At 58.5% G+C, this 258-nt stretch carries 1 pseudogene; it reads right to left on the reverse strand.

The features are described from left to right. A pseudogene (locus NQ038_RS15255) lies at positions 1–206 on the reverse strand (IS1380 family transposase); the annotation flags it as partial. Between the last annotated feature and the right edge of the window lie 52 nt (positions 207–258).

Genomic DNA, 258 nt, shown 5'->3' on the forward strand with positions numbered 1-258 from the left:
GCCAACGACAGTGCCAGGTCCAACAGGATCTTGCCAGGATCATGGATCGCAAATGGCTTGCGCCACGACGCCAGAGCGTCTGAGAGGTAGCGTCCCAGGCCGGTCTGATCGATCGTGTCGGTCAGGACCGTGCCACCGGCTTGGGTGATGGCCGGGATGGGGGAAGTGTCGATGTGCGGGTGCGGGTACAGGCCGGTAGACTTCACTTCGAAGGTGATCTTTCTTCTGCGGGAATTGAACTCTAGACAAGTCCTATTT

This window comes from Brevibacterium sp. 50QC2O2 (assembly GCF_024580675.1).
Classification (GTDB): Bacteria; Actinomycetota; Actinomycetes; order Actinomycetales; family Brevibacteriaceae; genus Brevibacterium; species Brevibacterium moorei.